21 protein-coding genes are annotated in these 19491 nt (G+C 67.9%); 9 read left to right on the top strand and 12 right to left on the bottom strand.

Annotation, left to right across the window (positions count from 1 at the left end; all coding sequences use genetic code 11):
* Positions 1-84: 84 nt before the first annotated feature.
* Positions 85-1134 (top strand): TerC family protein, encoded by a 1050-nt coding sequence (locus tag KIH31_RS04730; RefSeq protein WP_214425925.1) that lies wholly within the window; start codon positions 85-87, stop codon positions 1132-1134.
* A 125-nt stretch (positions 1135-1259) separates the two neighbouring features.
* Complete coding sequence (locus KIH31_RS04725; RefSeq protein ID WP_214425924.1) at positions 1260-1877, top strand: hypothetical protein; 618 nt, start codon at positions 1260-1262, stop codon at positions 1875-1877.
* A gap of 49 nt (positions 1878-1926) precedes the next feature.
* Here KIH31_RS04725 and KIH31_RS04720 read toward each other — a convergent pair whose 3' ends face one another.
* The 4 genes from KIH31_RS04720 to KIH31_RS04705 all read right to left on the bottom strand — a co-directional run bounded on the left by KIH31_RS04720 (position 1927) and on the right by KIH31_RS04705 (position 7674).
* On the bottom strand, positions 1927-3198 hold the full coding sequence (locus KIH31_RS04720) for an alpha/beta fold hydrolase (RefSeq protein ID WP_214426243.1): 1272 nt from the start codon (positions 3196-3198) through the stop codon (positions 1927-1929).
* Between the two features lie 38 nt (positions 3199-3236).
* Entirely contained in the window at positions 3237-3725 is a 489-nt protein-coding gene (locus KIH31_RS04715) for a GNAT family N-acetyltransferase (RefSeq protein WP_214425923.1), read from the bottom strand.
* A gap of 78 nt (positions 3726-3803) precedes the next feature.
* The gene (locus KIH31_RS04710) at positions 3804-6332 is read right to left on the bottom strand and encodes an RNA helicase (protein WP_214425922.1); all 2529 of its coding nucleotides are present in this window, start codon (positions 6330-6332) and stop codon (positions 3804-3806) included.
* A gap of 55 nt (positions 6333-6387) precedes the next feature.
* A complete protein-coding gene (locus KIH31_RS04705) occupies positions 6388-7674 on the bottom strand; it encodes an ATP-binding protein (protein WP_214425921.1) in 1287 nt (428 codons plus the stop codon).
* A gap of 109 nt (positions 7675-7783) precedes the next feature.
* Between KIH31_RS04705 and KIH31_RS04700 the strand changes: the two genes are divergently transcribed.
* Entirely contained in the window at positions 7784-8560 is a 777-nt protein-coding gene (locus tag KIH31_RS04700) for a trans-aconitate 2-methyltransferase (protein WP_214426242.1), read from the top strand.
* 22 nt (positions 8561-8582) lie between these two features.
* On the opposite strand, the gene KIH31_RS04695 is transcribed toward KIH31_RS04700, so the two are convergent.
* The gene (locus KIH31_RS04695; protein ID WP_214425920.1) at positions 8583-9227 is read right to left on the bottom strand and encodes an MBL fold metallo-hydrolase; all 645 of its coding nucleotides are present in this window, start codon (positions 9225-9227) and stop codon (positions 8583-8585) included.
* Positions 9228-9236: 9 nt separating this feature from the next.
* Complete coding sequence (locus KIH31_RS04690; protein ID WP_214425919.1) at positions 9237-10148, bottom strand: DMT family transporter; 912 nt, start codon at positions 10146-10148, stop codon at positions 9237-9239.
* Between the two features lie 230 nt (positions 10149-10378).
* Here KIH31_RS04690 and KIH31_RS04685 point away from each other — a divergent pair, with 230 nt between their 5' ends.
* Together KIH31_RS04685 and KIH31_RS04680 are read left to right on the top strand one after the other, a co-directional pair.
* Positions 10379-11356 (top strand): hypothetical protein, encoded by a 978-nt coding sequence (locus tag KIH31_RS04685; protein ID WP_214425918.1) that lies wholly within the window; start codon positions 10379-10381, stop codon positions 11354-11356.
* A gap of 82 nt (positions 11357-11438) precedes the next feature.
* On the top strand, positions 11439-11627 hold the full coding sequence (locus tag KIH31_RS04680; protein WP_214425917.1) for a hypothetical protein: 189 nt from the start codon (positions 11439-11441) through the stop codon (positions 11625-11627).
* A 31-nt stretch (positions 11628-11658) separates the two neighbouring features.
* Here KIH31_RS04680 and KIH31_RS04675 read toward each other — a convergent pair whose 3' ends face one another.
* The 3 genes from KIH31_RS04675 to KIH31_RS18295 form a co-directional block, all read right to left on the bottom strand.
* Entirely contained in the window at positions 11659-12135 is a 477-nt protein-coding gene (locus KIH31_RS04675) for a MarR family winged helix-turn-helix transcriptional regulator (RefSeq protein WP_214425916.1), read from the bottom strand.
* Between the two features lie 153 nt (positions 12136-12288).
* Entirely contained in the window at positions 12289-12921 is a 633-nt protein-coding gene (locus tag KIH31_RS04670; RefSeq protein WP_307857544.1) for an ANTAR domain-containing protein, read from the bottom strand.
* A 104-nt stretch (positions 12922-13025) separates the two neighbouring features.
* Entirely contained in the window at positions 13026-13157 is a 132-nt protein-coding gene (locus KIH31_RS18295; RefSeq protein WP_284675943.1) for a hypothetical protein, read from the bottom strand.
* A 67-nt stretch (positions 13158-13224) separates the two neighbouring features.
* Between KIH31_RS18295 and KIH31_RS04665 the strand changes: the two genes are divergently transcribed.
* Complete coding sequence (locus KIH31_RS04665; protein WP_214425915.1) at positions 13225-13608, top strand: VOC family protein; 384 nt, start codon at positions 13225-13227, stop codon at positions 13606-13608.
* Here the strand turns inward: KIH31_RS04665 and KIH31_RS18460 are convergent.
* Complete coding sequence (locus KIH31_RS18460; RefSeq protein ID WP_374224844.1) at positions 13605-13940, bottom strand: substrate-binding domain-containing protein; 336 nt, start codon at positions 13938-13940, stop codon at positions 13605-13607. The two genes, KIH31_RS04665 and KIH31_RS18460, sit on opposite strands and share 4 nt — an antisense overlap.
* Between KIH31_RS18460 and KIH31_RS04655 the strand changes: the two genes are divergently transcribed.
* The 3 genes from KIH31_RS04655 (at position 13830) to KIH31_RS04645 (ending at position 16652) form a co-directional block, all read left to right on the top strand.
* Positions 13830-14891 carry a hypothetical protein gene (locus KIH31_RS04655; protein ID WP_214425913.1) on the top strand — a complete coding sequence of 354 codons (1062 nt, stop codon included), beginning with the start codon at positions 13830-13832 and terminating at the stop codon, positions 14889-14891. The two genes, KIH31_RS18460 and KIH31_RS04655, sit on opposite strands and share 111 nt — an antisense overlap.
* An 81-nt stretch (positions 14892-14972) precedes the next feature.
* Positions 14973-15842 (top strand): SDR family oxidoreductase, encoded by an 870-nt coding sequence (locus KIH31_RS04650; protein ID WP_214425912.1) that lies wholly within the window; start codon positions 14973-14975, stop codon positions 15840-15842.
* A gap of 72 nt (positions 15843-15914) precedes the next feature.
* Positions 15915-16652 carry a DUF998 domain-containing protein gene (locus KIH31_RS04645; RefSeq protein WP_214425911.1) on the top strand — a complete coding sequence of 246 codons (738 nt, stop codon included), beginning with the start codon at positions 15915-15917 and terminating at the stop codon, positions 16650-16652.
* Here the strand turns inward: KIH31_RS04645 and KIH31_RS04640 are convergent.
* The gene (locus KIH31_RS04640; RefSeq protein WP_214425910.1) at positions 16630-17238 is read right to left on the bottom strand and encodes a TetR/AcrR family transcriptional regulator; all 609 of its coding nucleotides are present in this window, start codon (positions 17236-17238) and stop codon (positions 16630-16632) included. The genes KIH31_RS04645 and KIH31_RS04640 overlap by 23 nt on opposite strands.
* On the bottom strand, positions 17222-19357 hold the full coding sequence (locus tag KIH31_RS04635) for an MDR family MFS transporter (protein WP_250545484.1): 2136 nt from the start codon (positions 19355-19357) through the stop codon (positions 17222-17224). The genes KIH31_RS04640 and KIH31_RS04635 overlap by 17 nt, the downstream gene beginning before the upstream one ends.
* Positions 19358-19491 lie beyond the last annotated feature (134 nt).

Here is a 19491-nt window from a genome sequence, read left to right as displayed (position 1 = left end):
GAGGCACAGGTGCCTCGCCGGACGCAGCGGCCGGTCCAGCCGGCGGAGAGACTTACGTCCATCGACGTACCCCGAAAGGTTCCCATGCCTGACCTTCCCCTTTGGTTCGAAATCGGCACCTACGCCATCCTCGGCACGGTCCTGCTGTTCGATCTGCTCCTGGTGCTCAAGCGCCCGCACGAGCCTTCCATGAAGGAAGCGGGCCTCTGGGTCGGCTTCTATGTGAGCCTGGCCCTCCTGTTCGGCGCCCTGATGTACTGGCTCGCCGACGCCGAGCACGCCGGACAGTTCATCGCCGGCTGGGTGACCGAGTACAGCCTGAGCATCGACAACCTGTTCGTCTTCATCATCATCATGGCCAGGTTCGCCGTGCCCCGGAAATACCAGCAGGAAGTGCTGATGGTGGGCATCATCATTGCCCTGGTGCTGCGCGGCATCTTCATCCTGGTGGGCGCTGCGGTGATCGAAAACTTCAGCTGGGTGTTCTACCTCTTCGGCGCGTTCCTGCTCTGGACCGCCTACAAGCAGGCCACGGACGACGACGATGAGTCCGAGGACAGCAGCGAGAACCGGCTGGTGGCCCGGCTGCGCCGGATCCTTCCGATGTCGGACCGCTACGACGGCGGCAAGCTCCGGACCACGGTGGAAGGCCGCAAAGTGTTCACGCCGATGCTGGTCGTCTTCCTCACGATCGGCATGACCGACCTGCTGTTCGCCGTGGACTCCATTCCGGCGATCTTCGGGCTCACGCAGAGCGCGTTCATCGTCTTCACGGCGAACATCTTTGCTCTGATGGGACTGCGGCAGCTGTACTTCCTGCTGGGCGGACTGATGACCCGGCTCATCTACCTCAAGCACGGTCTGTCGGTGATCCTCGGCTTCATCGGCGTCAAGCTCATCTTCCACGCCATGCACGTGAACGAACTGCCCTTCATCAACGGCGGCCGTCCCATCGAATGGGCCCCGGAGATCCCCACCTTCGTTTCCCTCGCCGTGATTCTCGGCACCATCATCGTCGCCACGGTCGCCAGCCTGCTCAGCCCCGCCGGGAAGGCCGCACAGGCGGAAGCCGCCGGCGCGGAGAGCGCGGACGGGAAGCCGTCGGCGCCCGAACCGGTGCACCGGGAGCGCTGAGAGCGGCAGCCCGCCTCCGGAGCAGCCAGCGCCCCGGCCGCCGGTGCTCCGGACGCTTGCCTTCCGCCGTTTCGGGGAGCAAGCTCGGAAGACGAACTCTTGGTCCTCCGCAGGGGAGGAGCGCGATGAGGATCCAGGCTCTGCTTCGTGGGCTTCCTGGCCTTGCAGGGGCCGTGCTGATAGCCGGCGCGGCTGCCGGACCGGCGAGCGCCGGGCCCGGTCCGGTCTGCGTCGAACTGCCGTCCGGCGAGCAGTTGTGCGTCAGGACGCCGGGTCCTGGCTCCGTCCGCCAGCAGCCTGGCCCCGTGTACACGCCGCCCGCCGCGCCTGTCACCGTCCCCGCACCGACGCTCCCCGCACCGGTGGCGCAGCCTCCGGCCAGAGTCCCCGTTCCGCCGGTGGCAGGGCCGGTGCCGGCACCACCGGCCGTCCGGGCACCGGTTTCCCCGCACCGCCCCGCCTCCCCGCAACGGCCCTCACCGCCGCACAGGACGACGCCGACGGCGGCCGCCGGTACAGCGGCGAAGCCTGCCGGCTCGGCACCGTGGACCGCCCCTGCCGGGGCCGGCCAAGCCGCCGTCGCTCCCGCGCGCATTGCCGCCGCCGGGCCGGCGGTCCGAGCGACGCAGCCGCTGGTCATGCTCTACGGCGGCATCGGCGCCCTGGCGTTGCTCACGCTGGCGGCGGCCGCAGTGACGGCTGCCGCAAGAGCGGCCGTCAAGGCGGCCCGTCCCCGGGCATGAGGTCCGGCAGGCCAGCCTGCTGGCCCGCGCGCCCAACCCCGTGGGGCGGCTACAGGCTGCCGCGGACCATTCCGAGCAGCCGGTTGAAGATGCCCCCGCCGTCGTCGGCGATGCCGTCGTGGTGGAAATCGCCGGTCTCCCAGACCCGGAGGTTGCCCACGGCGGCCGCCGTTTCCATTGACAGGCCGTGGTCCACGTAGATGTCGTCGAGGTAGACCGCCGCAGCCGCCGGGACGGCGTTGTTGGCCAGCTGTTCGGCGTCGTACAGCGCGGGCCAGTCCTCCTTGGCCGCGAGCAGATCCGCTGTCTCCCTGAGCGGGACGAGGGCAGGATCCTCCTCGAAGTACCAGGGGTAGACCATTTCGCCGGTGAACAACGGGTTCGGGGCTTCCGGACGGAAGTCCGGCCGGCTGCCCAGCACCCTTTCCGCCGCCCAGCGCGAGGCCTCGCCCTGGCAGTAGATCGACTCATGCAGCAGCGCGTAGAGCGGATTGCCTGCGCGGCTGACCTGGTCGGACACCTGGTGCAGGAAACTGTCCGAAAGCCGCGGGCCCTCGGGCGTCGCCACGAAGGCGTCTTCCAGCAGGAAATGCAGCTGGTCCACGCGTGTGTTGCCGCCGAGGAAGGAACCGAGCATCTGGAAGCGGCGGGCTGTCAGCCGCTCGCCGGTGGGAAGGTACTCGGGGACGGCGTCCACATGCCGCGCTATGGCGCTGGTCCGCCCCCGATCCTCCGGGTAGCGGGCGAAGTACTCCGCGTTGCGGGCCGCGACGCGTCCGAAGGTCGCCTCGTACACCCGGTCCGGGTGCCCCTTCAGCGGAGCGAGGCCGCCGGTGATGAGCACCTCCTTCAGGCCCTCGGGCGCAAAGGACAGATAGGTCAGCGCGCAAAAACCGCCGTAGCTCTGCCCGTAGACCGTCCACGGACCGCTGCCGAGCGCATGCCGGATCAGCTCGGCGTCGGCGACGATTGAATCGGCGCGGAAGCGGGCGAGGTAGGCGGCCTGGTCCGCGGCCGCCCCGCGCAGCGGGAGGGTACGGCGGTCCGCCGGAGCGGAGAGCCCGGTGCCCCGCTGGTCGAGCATCAGGATCCGGAAGGACGCGGAGGCGGCTTTCATCCAGCCGGACAGCGAGCCCGCGCGGACCCCGCGGCCGCCCGGGCCGCCTTGCAGGTAGAGCAGCCACGGCAGGGTCACGGTTTCCGCCTCGGGCACCGACGCCGCGACATACTCGCGGGCGAAGACCTCGATGGTTTCACCGTCAGGCTCCGCGTGGTCCAGCGGGACGGTGAAATAGTGTTCCACCGTCCGTACGTCGCGCATCGTGTGGCGGCCGGTGCTGCGGTGGCCGCAGGGGCCGCTCACTGCGCCGGCTCGAGGGCGCCGAAGCCGGCAAGCGCCTCGCCGGTGAGCCGGTAGGTGGTCCACTCGTCCTGTGGCCCGGCGCCGATGGCCCGGTAGAAGCTGATGGACGGCTCATTCCAGTTGAGCACGCTCCACTCCACCCGCGCGTAGCCGCGTTCGACCGCGGTCCGCGCGAGGGTCTGCAGCAGAGCTTTGCCGTAGCCCTTGCCCCGCGCGGACGGACGCACGTACAGGTCCTCGAGGTAGATCCCGTGCACGCCCTCCCAGGTGGAATAGTTCAGGAACCACAGGGCGAAGCCCTGGATGCCCTGGTCATCCTCGGCGACGTGCGCGTAGATGGCAGGGGACTGCCCGAACAGTGCCTCTTCCAGCTGGCCCGCGGTCGTCTTGACCGCATCCGGCTCCTTCTCGTAGATCGCGAGGTCGTGGATCAGTTCAAGGATCGTGGCTGTGTCTGCACGGACGGCGGGGCGGATAGCACTCATGGTTCGAGCATAAACGCTCATGCCCGGGGCCACGGCTCACGCCCGGCGCCACGGATCGGCCCAGGGCCTACGGGCCCCTCAGAGCCGGCCGGCGTCGACCAGCCGGACCGCGGCGGTGCCGCTGCGGTCGCTCTCGGCCAGGTCCACCTCGGCGTCGATGCGCCAGTCATGGTTGCCGGCCGGGTCGTCGAGCAGCTGGCGCACCTTCCAGGTTCCCGGTTCCTCAGTGATGATCAGCAGCGCCGGCCCCCTGGCGTCGGCACCGGTGTTGAGGAACTCGTGCTCGTCCCAGTAGTCGTCCAGCACGTCGGCCCACCGGTCCGCGTCCCAGCCGGCGTCCGCGTCCAGCGCACCGAGGCCGTCCGCGTCGTCGTCGGCGAACAACTCCACGCGGCGGAAGAGCTCATTGCGGACCATGACCCGGAAGGCGCGCACGTTCGCTGTCAGCTGCGGCGGCGTGGCGGGGAGGGAAGCGGCCGGCTCCAGCGCGCCGGCGGTCCCGGAGGTGAGCTCCTCCCATTCGTCCAGCAGGCTCGAATCGACCTGGCGCACCAGCTCGCCGAGCCATGCGATCAGGTCTTCCAGGTCCTCGCGCAGCGCATCGACCGGCACTGTCTGCCGGAGCGCCTTATAGGCGTCGGCGAGGTAGCGCAGCACGATGCCTTCGGACCGGGCGAGGGAGTAGAACTGCACAAATTCGCCGAAGTTCATGGCCCGTTCATACATGTCGCGGACCACTGACTTGGGGCTCAGCTCGAAGTCCCCAACCCACGGGGCGGCCTTGCGGTACACCTCGAAGGCCTCGTCGAGCAGCTCGGCCAGCGGCTGCGGGTAAGTGACGCTCTCCAGCGCCGCCATCCGCTGCTCGTACTCCAGCCCGTCGGCCTTCATCTCCGCCACGGCCTCGCCGCGGGCCTTCTTCTCCTGCGCATGCAGCACCTGGCGCGGTTTCTCCAGGGTTGCCTCGATGACGGAGACCACGTCGAGCGCGTAACCGGCTGACTCGGGGTCCACCAGGTCCAGCGCCGCGAGCGCAAAGGGGGAGAGCGGCTGGTTGAGTGCGAAGTTGGCCTGCAGATGGACCTTCAGCCGCAGCGAACGGCCGTCCGGTCCGCGCTCCTCCTCCGGGATGCGTTCGACGACGTCGGCGGCGAGCAGCTCGCGGTAGATTCCGAGGGCTTTTCGCATCAGGCGAAGCTGCGAGGACCGCGTCTCGTGGTTCTCGGTGAGCAGGCGGCGTGCGGCCAGGAACGGGTCGCCGGGGCGCTCGAGCAGGTTCAGCAGCATCGCGTGGGTGATCGTGAAACTGGAAGAGAGCGGCTCCGGGGAGGACTCGACGAGCCGCTGGAAGGTCGGTTCGCCCCAGGTGACGAAACCGGCCGGCGGCTTCTTCTTCACCACCTGGCGCAGCTTGCGCTGGTCATCGCCGAACTTTGCCTGCGCCTTGGCCATCGCCTTGGCGTTCTCGACCACATGTTCGGGTGCCTGCACGACGACGGTGCCGGCCGTATCGAAGCCGGCCCTGCCGGCCCGGCCCGCGATCTGGTGGAACTCCCGGGCATTGAGCAGGCGGGTCTTCTCGCCGTCGTACTTGCTCAGGGCCGTGAGCAGCACGGTGCGGATGGGTACGTTGATGCCGACGCCGAGCGTATCCGTGCCGCAGATGACCTTCAGCAGGCCTGCCTGCGCGAGCTGCTCAACGAGCCGGCGGTACTTGGGCAGCATGCCGGCGTGGTGCACCCCGATGCCGTGCCGGACAAGCCGGTTCAGGGTCTTGCCGAACCCTGCCGCGAAACGGAAGCCGCCGATGAGCTCGGCGATCCTGTCCTTTTCCTCGCGGGTGCACACGTTCATGCTCATCAGGTTCTGGGCGCGTTCAATCGCTTCGGCCTGGCTGAAGTGCACCACGTACACGGGGGACTGCTTCGTGGAGAGCAGCTCCTCGAGGGTTTCGTGGACCGGCGTCTGCACGTAGTAGTAGTGCAGCGGGATCGGCCGCTCCGCGGAGCTGACGGTGGTGCTCGCCCGGCCCGTGCGCTCGGTGAGTTCCTTCTCGAACCGGTTGACGTCGCCGAGAGTGGCGGACATCAGCAGGAACTGCGCCTGCGGCAGTTCCAGCAGCGGCACCTGCCACGCCCAGCCGCGCTGCGGGTCCGAGTAGAAGTGGAACTCGTCCATGATGATGCAGCCAAGATCCGCCGCGGCACCCTCGCGCAGCGCGATGTTGGCCAGGATCTCCGCGGTGCAGCAGATGATCGGCGCGTCCTGGTTGACCCCGGAATCGCCGGTGATCATGCCGACGTTGTGGGCGCCGAAGATCTCGCAGAGGGCGAAGAACTTTTCCGACACCAGGGCCTTGATCGGGGCGGTGTAGTAGCTGCGCCGCTTGTTGGCGAGCGCGTTGAAGTGTGCAGCGACGGCGACCATTGACTTGCCGGACCCGGTCGGGGTGGCGAGGATGACGTTGCTGTCGCTGACGAGCTCCATCACCGCCTCGTCCTGCGCCGGGTAGAGGCTGAGGCCGCGCTCTTCCACCCATTCGACGAAGGCGGCGTAGACGGCGTCGGGCTCGGCGCCGGGAGCAGGGAGGTATGGGAGAAGAGTCATCTTGCCTCAAGCCTATCGGGCGGGGACGCGGCACTGATCCCGGCACCGTCCGCGCTCAGAGGCGGGCGATCGTCTCGATATCCTCGAGGAACTCCTGGGCGACATCTGCGCCCACCGTCGTGCGCGTATCCGCCACCGCGTCGAGGTAGTCAGAGGTGGCAGGCCCTCTGGCCGTACCGCCGGGCGCCAGGTCGTAGACCGCCTTCTCCAGCGCCCGCTGGGAGGCGCTGCGGGCAGCGAACTCGATGTCCGCGGGGGAGAACCCGTCGGTGCGCTGCACAAGCTGGTCGACGTCGATCGCGTCCAGCACGGAGGCCGGGATGAAGCGCTGCCACATCGCCCGCCGCGCTTCCGCATCGGGCAGGCCAATGGGGATCACGTAGTCGAACCGGCCGTGGCGCAGGAACGCCGAATCCAGCGAGCGGATGAAGTTGGTGGCGCAGACCAGCAGGCGGCCGGGCTGTTCGCGGAACGCCGGGATGATCTTCAGCAGCTCATTGGTGACTCCCTGCAGGGGCGACGGCGGCTCACCGGAGCGCTGGGAGGCGATCTCCTCCACCTCGTCGATGAAGACGACGACGTGCTCGAGCTCGGCGATGTCGAGGAAGGTTTCGCGCAGCGCACCGGCCAGTCCCTGCGGGTCGGCGGCGAGCCGGGACGGGAAGACCTCCACGAACGGCCACTCCAGCCGGGAGGCAATCGCCTTCGCAAAGGTGGTCTTGCCCGTGCCCGGAGGCCCGAACAGGACGACGGCGCGCGGCGGCACGACGCCGAACTCGTCGGCGAGGTCGGCTTCGGCGAGCGGCAGCACCAGCCTGCGCTCGAGCAGCTGCTTCTCGCGCTGCATCCCCGCGACGTTCTCCCAGAGGTCGCGCGGCAGGATCCGTCCGCCCAGCTCGCTCAGCGGTTCCAGCTCCTGCCGCTGGACGGGGATGCGGCGCTCGAAGTAGCGCAGGTTCTTCTTCACCACGAAGCCGCGGTTCTGGAAGGCCTCGACCCGCGTTTCGCTCTCGGGCATCAGCGCGGAAAGCTTGTTCAGCCCGTGCGGCGCCATCCGGGACTCGACGGACGCCAGCAGGGAAGTCCCGATGCCGCGGCCGCGCCACGCCGGCAGTGTCGCCAGGAACACGATCCAGCCCTGGTCATGGGCGGCCCGCCCGACCGCCGCACCCACCACGTCGTCGCCGTGCACGGCCACGACCGCGTGGTCTTTCTCGCAGGAGGCCAGGACCTCGGAGAGGGCGTAGACGGGGTCGACCCCGGTTTCCTTCAGGACCTCCCACAGGTGCAGGATTCCGTCCAGATCGGACGAGTGGAAATCGCGGATCCGCCAGCCAGTCATGTGCTCCCCTTCGTTGCGGTGCTTACGGCATTGTGGCACACCGCATGGCAGCACGGCCTTGCGGGGCCGCGCCGGCGCCGTGTGGAATGGGCCCATGACGGACCGGCGCATGCAGTGGGATCCTGGCCAGTACGGCAAGTTCGGCGACCACCGTCAGCGGCCTTTCTTCGACCTGCTCGCAAGGGTCCGCGCGGACTCGCCGCGCGCCGTGGTGGACCTGGGCAGCGGGCCGGGAAATCTCACCGCCGTGCTCGCCGGCCGGTGGCCCGGGGCGCGGGTCACCGGCCTCGACTCCTCAGCGGACATGGTGCAGGCCGCAGAGGAGCACGCGGCGGGGCTGGGAAACCTCGGCTTCGAACGGGGCGACATCGCATCCTGGCACCCGGGCGCCGACACCGACGTGGTGGTCTCCAACGCGGCCCTGCAGTGGGTGCCGGGTCACCGCTCCCTGCTGGCACGGTGGGTGGACGAGCTCGCCGCCGGGGCGTGGGTCGGACTGCAGGTGCCGGGCAACTTCGCCGCGCCGTCGCACGCCCTGCTGCGCGCCGTCGCCGGGGACCGCCGCTGGAGCGCGAAGCTGCAGGGGGTGCTCAGCCACGAGGAGGTCGGGGAGCCGGAGGACTACCTGGGCATCCTGCTCGACGGCGGCTGCACTGCCGATGCGTGGGAAACGACTTACCTGCAGCTGCTGCCCGGAACCGACCCGGTGCTGGAATGGGTGCGTGGCGCGGCCCTGCGCCCGGTCTTCGAGGTGCTCGACGACGCCGAGCGCGCCGCTTTCGAGTCCGAGTACCGCGAGCGCCTGCGGGACGCGTATCCACCGTCGGCGCACGGGACCGTTTACCCGTTCCGGCGCATCTTCGCCGTCGGCCGCAGGAACGGCTGAGCCGGGGCGGTCCCGACGACGCCTACCACCCGCGTTCCTTCCATTCCGGCAGGTGCGGCCGCTCGGCGCCGAGGGTGGTTGCCCGGCCGTGGCCCGGGTGCACGACCGTGTCGTCCGGCAGCACGTTGAAGACCCGCACGACGACGTCGTTGAAAAGCGATTCGAAGCGCGCCGGGTCCTTCTGCGTGTTGCCGACGCCGCCGGGAAACAGCGAATCCCCGGTGAAAAGGTGGGCCGGGCCGCCGGCGTCCCGGAGCAGCAGGGCAACCGAACCCGGAGTGTGGCCCCGCAGCTTGATGGCCTCCAGGTCGAAGCCGTCGAAGTTCCCGACATCCCCATGGTCGAGCTTGACGTCGGTGGGCACCTCGATGTCCGCCGCGTCTTCCCGGCCGGCAGCGGTTCTGGCGCCGGTCTTGCTCACGACGTCGGCCAGCGCCCGCACATGGTCCCAGTGCGAATGTGTCGTGGCGACGAGCTGCACGGTGGCCGGTTTCCCGCCGGTCACGTCGCCGGCGCCGTCGGCAAGCAGGCCGAAGATGGCGGGGGCGTCGTCGGCGGCGTCGATCAGCACCTGGGCACCGGACTCCTTGGAGGTGATCAAGTAGACGTTGTTGTCCATGCTCCCGACGGAGATGCTTCGGATGGTGACGTGCTCAAGCTCGTGCATTGGCCCAGCCTAGCCGCCGCGCCGGTCTGCTCCTAGGCCCGCTGCCCCGGCGGCGAGAATGACCAAGGCGACGCCGATGGCTGCGAGGCCGGCCCAGCCGACGGGGGTGAACCGTTCTCCGACGACGAAGACGGCGAGAACAGCGGCGACGGCCGGTTCGGCGAGGGTCACCGTGGTGGCCGTGCTCGCGGTGATGCGGGTGAGACCGTACCCGAAAAGAAGGTAGCCGAGGAACATGGGCACCAGGGCCATGTAGACGGCGACGAGGAGGGCGTCCCGGGAGGCGACCAGCGGCGCCCCGGTAAGGAGGAGCACCGGCATCAACAGTGCCCCGCCGCCACCGAACACCGCGCCCATCGACGCAGCCCTGCTGATCCCGCGGCCCATGAGGGAGCGGGCAACCCAGGAGTAGGCGGCGTAGGTTGTTCCCGCAAGGAGGCCGAGCGCGATCCCGGCTACGAGCGGCCCGGGCAGGGCGGCCTGTTCCTGCATCCGGGACAGGCACAGCAGGATGCTGCCCGCCACTCCCAGCCCCGCAGCCAGCGACCACAGCCGGCAAAGGGGATGGCCGTCGACGAAGCGCTCCAGAACCCCCGAGGCAAGGGGCGCGGAAGCGAGCGAAACCACGGACCCGACGGCGACGCCGGCGTAGTGCATGGAGCTGTAGAACGCGAGAGGGTAAACCGCGACCGCGACCACACCGACCAAGACCAGGCGCGGGTGGCGCCGCAGCCCGGGATACGCCGAACGCAGGGCGGGCACAGCCACCGCGGCCTGCAGCAGGCCGCCAATTCCCAGTGCTGCGGCTGCAATTGCCAAGGGGCCGGCGCCCGGAGCGAAGGTCGCCGCTGTCCCGGTGGTGCCCCACAGCAGCGACGTCAGGGTGATGGCGCCGATGCCGGCCAGGCGGCCGCGGCTCACAGTGCGTCAATCAGCTCAGCCAGCAGTTCGGCGGCGGCGTTGAGCAGGCCGCAGCCGCGCAACCCGTGTTCGCAGGGGGCTTCCCTGGACGGGTTCAGGGGTTTCATCGGCATCTGGCCTCCGCTCGCTCGGTGGGCCAGTCTACCTAGTCGTGGGAGGCGGCTTCCCAGTGCGCCGTCAGGCTTCGCGCCAGGCGTCTGGGATGATGAGGAAAAAGTGGGAAGGCGGCCATGACAAGCGCTCCGGTGGTGCTCAGCGGGTACGGCCCGGTGGGGAAGCAGTTTGCAGAACTGCTCGGCGAGCAGGGGCTTGGCGCGCATGTAGCAGCCATCAGGGGCGCCTCGACCGAGATCCTTCTCGAGCCTCGCGACAAGATCGCTTCCCGTGAGCAGTGGCGCCCGCTGGCCGGCATCGAGGAAACGCTCGACAGGACCGGCGCGCGCGTGCTCGTCCAGGCCGTCCCGTCCTCTGCGGAAGCGCTCGACAGGGCAGCCCATGAGGCGACCACCGCCCTATGCCGGGGAATCGACGTGGTGAGTGCCACGAAGAGCCACCTGCTCGAGCGCTGGCGTCCGCTCCAGCGGGCCGCCCTGGCGGGAGGAGGCCGGATCCGGATCTCAGCTGCTACGGGTGCGGCCCTTCCCGCAGCAGACCTTGCTCGCCAGGGGGTGCGAGGCCTCGGCTGCGTTTCCGTCCGTGCCTGCCCGAACGGCACGTCGACTTTCGTTCTCGACCGGCTGGGGGAGGGGTGGACCATTTCCGGAGCAGTGCGCGAAGCGCAGGCACGCGGAATTGCGGAGGCGGATCCTCGTGCCGACCTGGACGGCAGTGACGCAGCGACGAAGCTTCGGCTCCTCGCGGGGCTGCTCTGGGACTGGGATGTCACGGACATCACGGTTGACCAGGCGCGGATCGATGCGTCGGCTGCCGACGCTGCGGTCAGGGCCGCCCGGTCGGGGATGCGGCTCAGGGCCGTGGCATCGGTCTCGCTGCTGAGCCCCATGAACGTCAGGGTGGCACTTGAAACCCTGGCACCGGGGGATCCGCTCTTCCATATCACGGGGCCTGAGAAGGCGATGGTGTTTCACTGTCCGGACGCGGGTGACATCGCGGTCCAGGGCGGTCGCTCAAGTCCCACCGGAGCCGCGCTCGCGCTGCTCAAGGACCTGCTGAACCTGCTCGGAGGGCACGAGCCGGGATTCCGCTGATCCGACCTGAACCGCCTTGCGCCGTCCGTCGTCAGCCGGCTCGTCGGTTTGTAGGGAGTCGACCGCGGCCTAGGATACGTAGATGAACGATGCGGGACGGGAATTCACGACCGAGGAAATGCGCAGCTACACCGCTGCTTGCCCGCTGTGCGGGCAGCCGGCCTACCCGACGTGGGAACGCGTTGACGAGGACGACAAGGCGCCAGCCGCGGTCTGGACGTTTACGACGATTGAGTGCCTGACTCCGGGATGCCCGAACTCGCGGTACTAGGGGCGCCGGCCGAGATCCCCGCCGACGCGGACTATTCTACGTCGGGCGCAGCGGCCAATGACGTCGCCTTGCCGTAGAACTCTTTCTCCGGCGGCAGACCGGCAAGCAGATCGAAAAGTCCTTGCCGAAGTGCCTGTTCCTCGTCCGGGCCAAGGAGAGCAGGTTCGGGCGGGATGGTGGCCACGACTTCCGAACCGAGACTCGTGATCTCGATGCGGTAGCGGCGAGCGGCCACCCAGGTCCTGCTGATGTAGCCGCGTGCTTCGAGACGCGGGAGGATGCGGTCGAGGCTCTGCCGGCGCAGGCCCAGCCTGTTGGCAACGGTAATGGAGCCGGCGGGACCGGTCGCCGCGGCGTCGAGGATGGCTCGTGACGCCCGGGTCAACCCGAAGCGGGCGAGGCTGGCGTTGTTCCGGTCCTCCGCGAGACGGGCGGCAAGCCTGAGCAACTGCAGGGTGCTGGGCACGCCCGCTGAGGGGTGGTTCTGCTGGACAACGGTGCTTTCCATGGCGTGCACGCTCCTTGACGATTCGCGTCCAGCCGTACGCGATCTTCTCTCATGGCTGCACCCCCGGATGAAAGCTTGCTCGCCACTCTACGGCAAAGCGCCGTCGCTGGCCCCCTGGCCCTCAAGCCCATGGCGAAGCGTCGCTTTGGCCGCTCAATTCCGCAGGAAAGCGAGGACTTTCGGGTTCTGCGCTACGGAGGCAACTATGGTTTCCGCGACAGTGTGAAGCTTGATGTTCCGGGTACTGGAGGCCATTTTGAGGACCCGCAAAGCCGTGTCCTGGCCGCAGCGGTTCTCCGCCATGATGACCCCGGCCGCCAGACTGACCGGGGTGTTCGATCCCATGGCGCCTGTCATGTTCCTGCGGTCCTCCGCCAGCGCTGCGACCCGGATTGCCAGGCGGAGGGTTTTGGACGCCTCGGACCAGGCTGCCGTGCAGTACAGCGGCCACCTGTCCTCTTCCCGCAGTACGTGAATGTGCTTGGTGGTGTTTGTCCGCAGCGCTGCGAGGCAGGGGCCCTCGTTGTAGCGGTACTGCAGTTGATCCATCGCCAGGGCCCGTGGATGGCTGCTGGCGACGGTGGCCGGCACTGAGCCCCGTTCAACTGGCACACTGCTCAGTACATCCGCGGGCCCGGACAGCGCGGTGGCAGAGAACAAGGCAAGATTTTGCAGGAATTCCTGCGCTTCCGCGCTCTCGAGGACGAGGTTCTGGAGGTTCCCGAGGGCGGCCATCTCGGTGCCGGGATCCGGGTGACGGGCCATAACGGCCTCATTCCTGCTCACGCGCTCTAACCATGAGGAGGAACGAGTCTGCTTGCTGTGCGGTTCGGCGGTAATTTCGCCTGCTATGAGCGTACGCCCCGCCAGGGGTTCTGTCACCGGATACGTCAGCGACGGTGGTGCTCCCCGGGCATGGAGAGCCTTGGGCCGGTGACGTCGCGGAAGCCGTTGCCCTCGCCCGGAGCAACGGAGCCGCCTGAGCCGTAGCTCGTGCCGGACTTCCGGAGGGCAGGCCTCATGGACTTCGAGGGTCTTCCCTGCGCAGAATAGGGCGTCAAAGTTTCGCAGTCTGCAGCAGGGGGAAAAGTGGAAACCTGGACGAAGGGCATCGACGCCATCACGCTGTTCACGGAGGATCTCGCCGCCACCAAAGCGTTCTACGGTGAGGTATTCGGGCTTCCGGTCATGTTCGAAGATGAGAACTCTGTCGTGTTCAATTTTGGCAACACTCTCATCAACCTCCTGGAGAGTTCCGCAGCGACGGAACTCATCTCACCGGCCAACGTGGGCGGCGCCAACGAGGGGTCGCGGCTGCAGCTCACCCTCGGCGTTCCGGATGTCGACGCCGCCTGCGCTGAGCTGGTCTCCCGCGGCGTCGAACTGCTCAATGGCCCGATGGACCGACCCTGGGGGATCCGGACTGCCAGCTTCAAGGACCCGGGCGGACACATCTGGGAGATCGCACACTAACCTGCGGGGGATCCGCTGCCAGCGGCCCGCTCCACCTCCCGGCCGACGTCGCCTCGTCGCTGGCTGCTTGCCCGTACGACCAGGCGCGCGGGGTGGATCAGGGGTTCCCGGCCGACGCCTGGACTGTCGATTCCGGCAAGGAGGAGACGGCCTGCCTGGGCGGCCATCTCCAACGTCGGCTGCCGAACGGTGGTCAACGGCAGCTCGCCCGGTGACGCCGGGTGGTCGTCGAAACCCGGGAAAAGCCCTATCTCACCGTCGACGCCGGCGGCCGGTACAGCGTCTTCGTTCCGACCGCCCGCAAGGAATCCGCGGGTACCACCTGGGGACACGCCCCGACGGCGGGCCGCAGCATCCAGCTTTCCGACTTCTTGGTGGCTGCGCCCTCCGATTCGGTCAAGACCATCAACTCGCAACTGGCGCGCGGCAAGAACCTGCTGCTCACCGCGGGCGTCTACAACATCGACGACAGCATCGCCGTCAAGCGCGCCAATACCGTCGTGCTCGGGCTCGGCATGACCACCCTGACCGCCGTTGACGGCGCAGTCCCGCTGACCGTCGCGGACGTGCCCGGTGTGGATGTTGCCGGCATCACCGTCGATGCGGGTGCCGTGAATTCGCCGGCGTTGGTTCGGATCGGCAAGGCCGGCAAATCCGGCAGCTCCGGCAGGCACAGCGATCCAGCCGACCCCACCACGCTGCACGATGTGTTCTTCCGCATCGGCGGGCCCCATGCGGGCAAAGCCACGGTGAGGCTGGAGGTCAACAGCGACAATGTGCTGCTCGATCACATCTGGGCCTGGCGTGCGGACCACGGCAACGGTGTCGGCTGGACCACCAACACCGCGGACTACGGCGTCGTCATCAATGGCGACAATGTCACTGCCACCGGCCTGTTCGTAGAGCATTACCGCAAGTACAACGTCGTCTGGAACGGCGAAAACGGCAGGACGGTCTTTTTCCAGAACGAGTTGCCCTACGACGCTCCCAACCAGGCTGCCTGGCAGCACGACGGCGTCCTGGGCTGGGCGGCCTACAAAGTCTCCGACTCCGTGAAGACCCACGAACTCTGGGGCGGCGGCAGCTACATCTACACCAATGTTGACCCCGCAATTCATGCTGCGCGCGGTTTCGAAGTGCCGGTCACGCCCGGCGTGAAACTTCACGGCCTGCTGACCGTGAACCTGGGTGCCGGAACCCTGGACCACGTCATCAATGACACCGGCGCGCCCGTCTCGACCGCCGCCGTGGGAGTGCCCAGCTACGTCGCGAACTTCGGCTGAGAACCTGTCGGAGCTGAACTGCTGTTTCGGTTCACCTCCGCAGGTCTTGCCCTCCTCAGCCGCGGCGCGTAAGAGAGAGACATGGATACGCAACATGACCAGCTGCGTGGACGCGTGGCCGTCGTAACCGGGTCTACACGCGGCCTGGGGCTCGCCATGGCGAGGGTGCTTGGCCAGCAGGGAGCGACGGTTGTGCTGGCCTCCAGGTCGGATGCCGGCACAGCCGCCGCAGTCGACCAGCTGAGAACCGAGGGAATCACTGCCTGGGGGCGCCGTTGCGACACCGGCGAGATGGCTGACGTCGAGGCTCTGCGCGACGAGGCCCTCGGCCACGGAACGCTGGATATCTGGGTCAACAACGCCGGGACGTCAGGGGTCTACGGGCCCACGGCATCCACCCCTGTCGACGACTTCACCCGCGTGGTGCGCACGAACATTCTCGGCACGTTCCACGGAGCACGCGCCGCTCTTCCGGTATTCCTTGCGCAAGGCCACGGGGACCTCGTCAACCTTTACGGGCAGGGCGACCAAGGGCCGGTGGCGCTGCAGAACGCCTACTCATCGAGCAAGCGCTGGGTGCGTCAGTTCACCGAGACGCTGCGGCTGGAGACCAAGGGCACCGGCGTCCGGGTGCACGGCATGAACCCGGGCCTGGTGATGACGGACATGCTGCAGCACGTCACGTCCCAGCGTGGCTACGAGAAGCGGCTGGGTGCGCTGCAGGTGGTTGTCGGGCTGTGGGGCCAGACACCCGAGGACGCAGCGCGGCCCCTGCTGGACCTCGTCACCTCCGACGCCGCCCAATTTCGCGGCCTTACCAAGGCCACCCTCGTAACCCGCGGCGTGCGCAACGCGCTGGCGGGGCGGCTTCGCCGCGCCAACCGCATGCCGCTGCACGTCACCGTCCTGGACGCGCCCCCCGCGCCCGCTGGAGGGGACCAATTGCCCTGACAGGACTGCCTCCGCGGCGGCAGGCTGAAGCAACAGAAATGGTTCGCCGGCATGAAGCCTTGAGGAGATTGGATGTCTACGATTCACCGCGCCGGCGGTTTGTCGGGGGGAACCACCGGGCAACTGCGCAAGGCCCTGCTCTCCTGCGGGATCCTGTCGTCGCTGTTGTGGCCCGTCACTGCGGAAGTGCTGGCCGCGTCGTTCTATCCGGGCTACGACTCGTTCTCACAAACGATCAGTGAGCTCACCTCCGTTGGTGCTCCCACGAGGACAGCACTCACCGTTGAGGGCTTCCTCTATGAGGCGCTGGTCGTTGCCTTCGGGATCGGAGTCTGGAGGTCCGCAGGCCAAAAGAAATCAGCCGCGGTGAACAAGCCGCTTCGCGTGACGGGAGCCCTTCTCGTCGGCTACGGCGCCGTCGGTCCGCTGTGGCTCCCGTTCCCGATGACGGCGCGCCAGAACATCACCGGCGGCCCTTCCTTCACCGACACCATGCATCTCGTGCTCGGCGGAGTGGACGCGCTGCTCTATGTCGCGATCCTCGCCTTTGGTGCTGCTGCTCTGGGGAAGGGTTTCCGTGTCTACTCGATCCTCACACTTGCCGTCGTACTCGTTTTCGGCGCCTGGACAAACTCCTTCGTTCCGGCAGTTGGCGCTGGAGAACCCACCCCGTGGCTGGGCGTGATCGAGCGCATCATGATTGGCTCGTTCCTCCTGTGGGTGGTGGTCCTGGCCGTCAAGCTGCTGCGCGCCGGCGAAGACCACTCCAAGGACTCCCGAGCCGGTGTCAGTCCGTTGCGACCGAGCTGAGGAGTGAAATCGTCCTGCGAAGCTCGGCGGCGCTGGCACGGCCGGCGCGCCCCGTGTACCCGCTGTCGGCATGGAGGATCAGGGCGGCGAAGACGAGTGCCACGGCGAGCCGCGCCGTCTGGCCGGAGGACCGTTGTTCGGCCAGCTCGATCACCCGCTGCCGGAAACCTGAGGTCCACTGGTGGAGGGCCGCAAGCAGGTGCGGCTCGATCTTGACAAGCTCCCTGATGCGCTGGACGCCGTCCTCGTCATCGCTCGGAAGGCTCGAGATGAGCTCGCACAGATCATCAATGAGCTCACCGGTGCCCGAGAGGAAGCGCTGCGCGCTTTCTTCGGTAACCGCGGTGCCCGGCAGGCCGAGAGCGGCCGCGGCCTTGGAGGGGAAGTAGTTGAAGAAGGTCCGGTCGGACACCGCCGCGGTGGTGCAGACGTCTGCAACGGTGACGTGGGCTAGTCCGCGTTCCGCCACGAGGTGGTAGGCGGCGTCGTGGATGGCCCGCCGTGTCTGCTTCTTCTTGCGTTCGCGCAGCGAGCCGGGCTCGTCGGCCGCAAAGGTGCCGGTCATGGCGTCACGGGCGGTGGACACGGACGGGCCCGCTTGCAGGAGCGGTCGGCGATCCCGCCTCCGCTGCCCCCTCCGCGGCATACACTTCGAGGTCTTGGGCAGTGTCGCGTTTGTCGGCCTGCTCCTGCAGCGCCGAGCGCTGGCGGAGCGGCGGAGTCTTGAAGAACCAGGTCAGGACGAACGCGAGGAGGATCACTCCAAGGCCCACCCAGTAGATGCTCACGGCGGAGGAGTTGAAGCCCGTCATGAACGGCCGGGTCAGTCGCGCGTCGGCGCCCTTGAGGTACGAGGTGTCCGACGTCGCCGAGGAGGATGTCGACTGGTTCGCCCTAGCCTCATTGAGCTTGTCGATCATGGTCGGAACGAGCCTGCCGACGACGGCGGAGCGCTGGGCCTGATCCGAGTAGTCGACGGCCAGATGACCGTCGACGACGGAGGCTCCTGCTTTTTGGGCGGCGGCGGCGAGGGCCTGCTGCTCAGCGGCCGGCTTCGCTGCGGAGACCTGCTGGGCGATGACCGACGGCGCGGCTGCCGCAGGAATGCGGCCAGCGGCGACCTGCTGCTGCACGGCAGCGGTCACTTGCCGGGTGACGGCCTGGTCAGCGGCCCGCTTTGCCGCCGTCGTGCCTTCATCGAGGCCGGCCTGCAGCTGGGACCTGACCGGGCCAACGACAGGGTTCCAGAGTTGCTTCATGACGCCGGAGTTGGCGGGGCTGTTCGCGACGGATGGCGTCAGGGCGGCATCCAGGGCCGACGTCAGATCCGCCCTGTTTGTCATCGCGGTGGTGATGTTGCCGGGCATGACGGCGAACAGGACCGAGAGCAGAACGGCGGTGCCCAAGGTGCCGCCCATCTGGCGGAAGAACGTGGCGGAGCTTGTCGCGACGCCCATGTCCTGCGGGCGCACCGAATTCTGCGATGCGAGGGTCAGGGACTGCATAAGCTGCCCCAGGCCCAAACCAATGAGGAACATCGCAATCATGAGGAACCACAGCGGCTTGTCGATGGACATGAAGGTCAGGACGAAGTACCCGCCCGCCGTGACGAAGGTGCCGGTGATCGGGAAGATCCGGTACTTGCCGGTGCGGGCGACGATCTGGCCCGAGACGATCGAGGCGATCATCAGCCCGCCGACCATCGGGAGCGTCGCGAAGCCGGACTCAGTCGGGGTCAGGCCGGTGACGAGCTGCAGGTAGAGCGGGAGTGTGAGCATCGCGCCGAACATGGCGAAGCCGACCAGGAAGCCCAGCACCGTGGCCATCGAGAACGTGCTCGAGTGGAACAGCCTCAGCGGAATGATCGCATTTTCCTTCATGGCCCGCTCGATCACGATGAAGGAAATGAGCCCGAGCGCGCCGATGACGTAGCAGGCGATCGAACCGGCGGAGGCCCAGCCCCACTCGCGACCCTGCTCCGCTACGAGGAGGAGCGGGACGAGCGCGACGATGACGGCGGTGGCGCCCCACCAGTCGATCCGTGCCGTGGACCGGTCATGGAACTTGGGAAGGTGCAGGAACGCGAGCACCATGCCGAGCGCAATGAAGCCGATCGGCACATTCACGAGGAAGACCCAGCGCCAGCCGGAGATGAACAGGAGCTCGCTGGTGCCGGAAAAGACGCCGCCGACCAGGGGACCGACCACGGAAGACACCGCGAAGACAGCGAGGAAATAGCCTTGGTACTTCGCCCGCTCGCGCGGGGCGAGGATGTCGCCCATGATCGCCAGCGGAAGCGACATCAACGCACCCGCACCGATGCCTTGGAACGCACGGAACGCCGCGAGCATGAGCATCGACGTCGAGAACGAGGAGAGCAGTGAGCCGACGATGAAGACCCCGAGGCCAAAGATGTAAAGGGGGCGCCGGCCGAAGAGGTCGGAAAGCTTCCCGTAGATCGGCGTCGCGATCGTCGAGGTGATCAGGTACGCAGTGGTCACCCAGGCCTGCTGGTCCAGGCCGTGCAGGTCATCTCCAATGGTTCGGATCGCGGTGCCCACGACCGTCTGGTCCAGCGACGAGAGGAACATTCCTGCCATGAGGCCGTAGATGACCAGCAGGATCTGGCGGTGGTTCATCACCGGGCTCGAAGAAGCGTCGTCCCGCGGGGCGTGCGCGGCCGGGACGGCAGAGGGCTTGGACATGGGGATCCGAATCTCTCAAAGGGAACGACAGGTGGGCCGCTGCCCGCGGCCGGAATTTTGCAGACCGCGTAAGTTTACACACTCTGCAAGAAAAATCCGGATCCGTGGGGGGAGCGAAGCACGAAAGGCGCTCC

The organism is Paenarthrobacter sp. DKR-5, from assembly GCF_018531425.1.
GTDB lineage: Bacteria > Actinomycetota > Actinomycetes > Actinomycetales > Micrococcaceae > DKR-5.
Note: the sequence above shows the minus strand (reverse complement) of the source record. Positions and strands in the feature narration are given on the sequence as shown.

Excerpts from the sequence above, each read along its gene's own strand:
- KIH31_RS04730 (WP_214425925.1), top strand. The coding sequence starts at position 85 with ATGCCTGACCTTCCCCTTTGGTTCGAAATCGGCACCTACGCCATCCTC.
- KIH31_RS04725 (WP_214425924.1), top strand. The coding sequence starts at position 1,260 with ATGAGGATCCAGGCTCTGCTTCGTGGGCTTCCTGGCCTTGCAGGGGCC.
- KIH31_RS04720 (WP_214426243.1), bottom strand. The coding sequence starts at position 3,198 with ATGCGCGACGTACGGACGGTGGAACACTATTTCACCGTCCCGCTGGAC.
- KIH31_RS04715 (WP_214425923.1), bottom strand. The coding sequence starts at position 3,725 with ATGAGTGCTATCCGCCCCGCCGTCCGTGCAGACACAGCCACGATCCTT.
- KIH31_RS04710 (WP_214425922.1), bottom strand. The coding sequence starts at position 6,332 with ATGACTCTTCTCCCATACCTCCCTGCTCCCGGCGCCGAGCCCGACGCC.
- KIH31_RS04705 (WP_214425921.1), bottom strand. The coding sequence starts at position 7,674 with ATGACTGGCTGGCGGATCCGCGATTTCCACTCGTCCGATCTGGACGGA.
- KIH31_RS04700 (WP_214426242.1), top strand. The coding sequence starts at position 7,784 with ATGCAGTGGGATCCTGGCCAGTACGGCAAGTTCGGCGACCACCGTCAG.
- KIH31_RS04695 (WP_214425920.1), bottom strand. The coding sequence starts at position 9,227 with ATGCACGAGCTTGAGCACGTCACCATCCGAAGCATCTCCGTCGGGAGC.
- KIH31_RS04685 (WP_214425918.1), top strand. The coding sequence starts at position 10,379 with ATGACAAGCGCTCCGGTGGTGCTCAGCGGGTACGGCCCGGTGGGGAAG.
- KIH31_RS04680 (WP_214425917.1), top strand. The coding sequence starts at position 11,439 with ATGAACGATGCGGGACGGGAATTCACGACCGAGGAAATGCGCAGCTAC.
- KIH31_RS04675 (WP_214425916.1), bottom strand. The coding sequence starts at position 12,135 with ATGGAAAGCACCGTTGTCCAGCAGAACCACCCCTCAGCGGGCGTGCCC.
- KIH31_RS18295 (WP_284675943.1), bottom strand. The coding sequence starts at position 13,157 with ATGAGGCCTGCCCTCCGGAAGTCCGGCACGAGCTACGGCTCAGGCGGC.
- KIH31_RS04650 (WP_214425912.1), top strand. The coding sequence starts at position 14,973 with ATGGATACGCAACATGACCAGCTGCGTGGACGCGTGGCCGTCGTAACC.
- KIH31_RS04645 (WP_214425911.1), top strand. The coding sequence starts at position 15,915 with ATGTCTACGATTCACCGCGCCGGCGGTTTGTCGGGGGGAACCACCGGG.
- KIH31_RS04635 (WP_250545484.1), bottom strand. The coding sequence starts at position 19,357 with ATGTCCAAGCCCTCTGCCGTCCCGGCCGCGCACGCCCCGCGGGACGAC.